This window comes from Endozoicomonas arenosclerae (assembly GCF_001562015.1).
Taxonomy (GTDB): Bacteria; Pseudomonadota; Gammaproteobacteria; order Pseudomonadales; family Endozoicomonadaceae; genus Endozoicomonas_A; species Endozoicomonas_A arenosclerae.
Genome location: NZ_LASA01000232.1, coordinates 1 through 2,037, shown reverse-complemented (window position 1 = coordinate 2,037; position 2,037 = coordinate 1). Strand labels below are relative to the sequence as shown.

The 2,037-nt window shown below is 44.0% G+C and carries 2 protein-coding genes and 1 pseudogene; 2 read left to right on the top strand and 1 reads right to left on the bottom strand.

Annotated features, from left to right (window positions below; genetic code table 11):
- Both WG89_RS33120 and WG89_RS28085 read left to right on the top strand, forming a co-directional pair.
- A pseudogene (locus WG89_RS33120) lies at positions 1-235 on the top strand (hypothetical protein); the annotation flags it as partial.
- A 408-nt stretch (positions 236-643) separates the two neighbouring features.
- Positions 644-1,132 carry a nuclear transport factor 2 family protein gene (locus tag WG89_RS28085; protein WP_062271036.1) on the top strand — a complete coding sequence of 163 codons (489 nt, stop codon included), beginning with the start codon at positions 644-646 and terminating at the stop codon, positions 1,130-1,132.
- A 71-nt stretch (positions 1,133-1,203) separates the two neighbouring features.
- Here WG89_RS28085 and WG89_RS28080 read toward each other — a convergent pair whose 3' ends face one another.
- The gene (locus WG89_RS28080; RefSeq protein WP_062271034.1) at positions 1,204-1,830 is read right to left on the bottom strand and encodes a hypothetical protein; all 627 of its coding nucleotides are present in this window, start codon (positions 1,828-1,830) and stop codon (positions 1,204-1,206) included.
- Positions 1,831-2,037: the final 207 nt, after the last annotated feature.

The following is a 2,037-nucleotide window of genomic DNA, read 5'->3' as shown; positions in this document are numbered from 1 at the left end:
CAATCATTGGGCGGTGGAGAATAATCTGCACTGGATTTTGGACGTTGCATTTTCAGAGGACGCATGTCAGATAAGCACAGGAAATGGGGCTGAAAATTTCTCCATTCTGAGACGGCTTGCGCTGAACGCTATCAAAGCCAATAAGGGAAGTCGCAGTATCAAGAGTCACCGGAAGCTAGCAGGGTGGGACCATAAGCACCTGAAAAAGCTGCTTTGCTCAGTCGTTCTGAATTGATGCAATTGCCCTGTGTTTCAGTGGTAGATAGTTGTGGGCAGCAGATACTTCCACAGAATGGTCATTGAATATCCCACCTATAAGAGACCTGAGTGTATTTAAGCCTGCAGATCTGGCGAAAGAGCTGAAAGTATCAGATGGAATCATAAATGTCTCCTGACTAAAAGTGTCCTGTCATCATAATGAAACTTGAAATGCATTCACTGACAGATCAGTCAGGTTGGCTAACAAAAAACTGTGGTTGTTCGTCAAGAAATTAAACATGATTTTTACCCTGACGCTGGCCATTTTTGATTAAATATTCAAGAGCAGAAATAATCTAACTACGATTGACTCAGAGTGATCATCTCTTCAATCTGGGCAGCAATCTATGCAATCCTGAGAGCCATTGAATCCAAGAGGTAAATCATGCACAACGACCACCACAAGCAAGCCCTTTATGAATTGATGTGCCGCTACTGTTCGGCAGTGGACCGTAAATCGTTTGATCATCTGGCAAGCCTCTATACAGAAGATGCCTGGCATGACCACGGTCCGATGTTTGCCGGTAATCCCTCGGACTTTATCGCCTTTTTAAAGTCTTCCAACGTCAATATGACCACACAGCATCTTATTGGAAACCATCTGTATCATATTGATGGCGACCGCGCTCAGGGTGAGATCTACAGCACCAACACCCATGTATTCCACTTCGAAGAAAGCGATTGGGAGTATGTAGCTGGAGGCCGGTATTTAGATGAGTACCGACTGGAAGATGGGGTCTGGCGGATCACCAACCGCAAGCGGGTCAATGACTGGGCCAGAGAGGGAGCTGTTGAAACCAGTTCGAAGCTCTTTAATCAAGGTGATGACAGCCACTCACTGGCGTTACTGAATAGTTTTTTGGCATCCGAATAAATTCAACAGGGGGCGACATCGACTTTTGATAACGCTGCCATTTTTTGGATGTTTTTATGTTTCGTCAATCCCTAAAACTCGAGCTTGGCAACATGCAAATTTGTTCTGATAGTGGCACTTAAGGATCCAGCGTTGTTTCCTGACTTGTATTTCAGTTTTCTTGCATCTGTTTGTACCGAGGAAGCGCCACCAGACTTCAGAGCTTGATGAAGAGCTGGTTTTGGGATCTTAGGGTTGTTATTAGCGCTGTATACATGCACGTTGATTTCTTGCTGAATGCCAAAGTGGGCACAGGCTGTTTTCAAGGCATCCATGGTGGATCGATAGAGATCCTTGTTCAATTGAACCAGAAATTCCAGCTCATGTGAGGATTCATTTTCGGCATTCAGGTTTTTAATGTAGACATTGCTAAGGATGTCTGAAGCCCTGACCTGGTAAAACTCAGTTGCGATTTTGACAGCATCAATAATATGTTGAGAGTTAGTGCCATCCACACCAAACACCCAGATTTCATTGTCTATCAGTGCAGCTTCTTTGATGTGCGTTCTTAAACGAGGGTAGAAAGGGGATACATTGATGGCGTATTTGGCTTTCCAAACTGAAAGACCGTCAAACGCTGTTCTGAGAATATACTGTCGTTCTTCAGTACCATTCAATACTAGGGAAGGTGTGAAGAAGTCCATCAATCCTTTGAGCATGTTCTAAAACACAATTCTTAGAACTAAAAGCGAGGATAGGGTCGCTCATTATCTACTTTTCAGCCGGTTTTCTCGGCTGATAGGCAGATTAACCCCTACGTAGCATTTGATCCAATCTAACCACATTAGCCAGAGCAAAAAGAGTGGCCAGTTTATTGTCATTTTTCCCGATGCCTCGATACGCTGTTTTTACAAATCCAAACTGGC

Bases quoted from the DNA above. Each gene is read 5' to 3' on its own strand.
- WG89_RS28085 (WP_062271036.1), top strand. From the start codon at position 644: ATGCACAACGACCACCACAAGCAAGCCCTTTATGAATTGATGTGCCGC.
- WG89_RS28080 (WP_062271034.1), bottom strand. From the start codon at position 1,830: ATGCTCAAAGGATTGATGGACTTCTTCACACCTTCCCTAGTATTGAAT.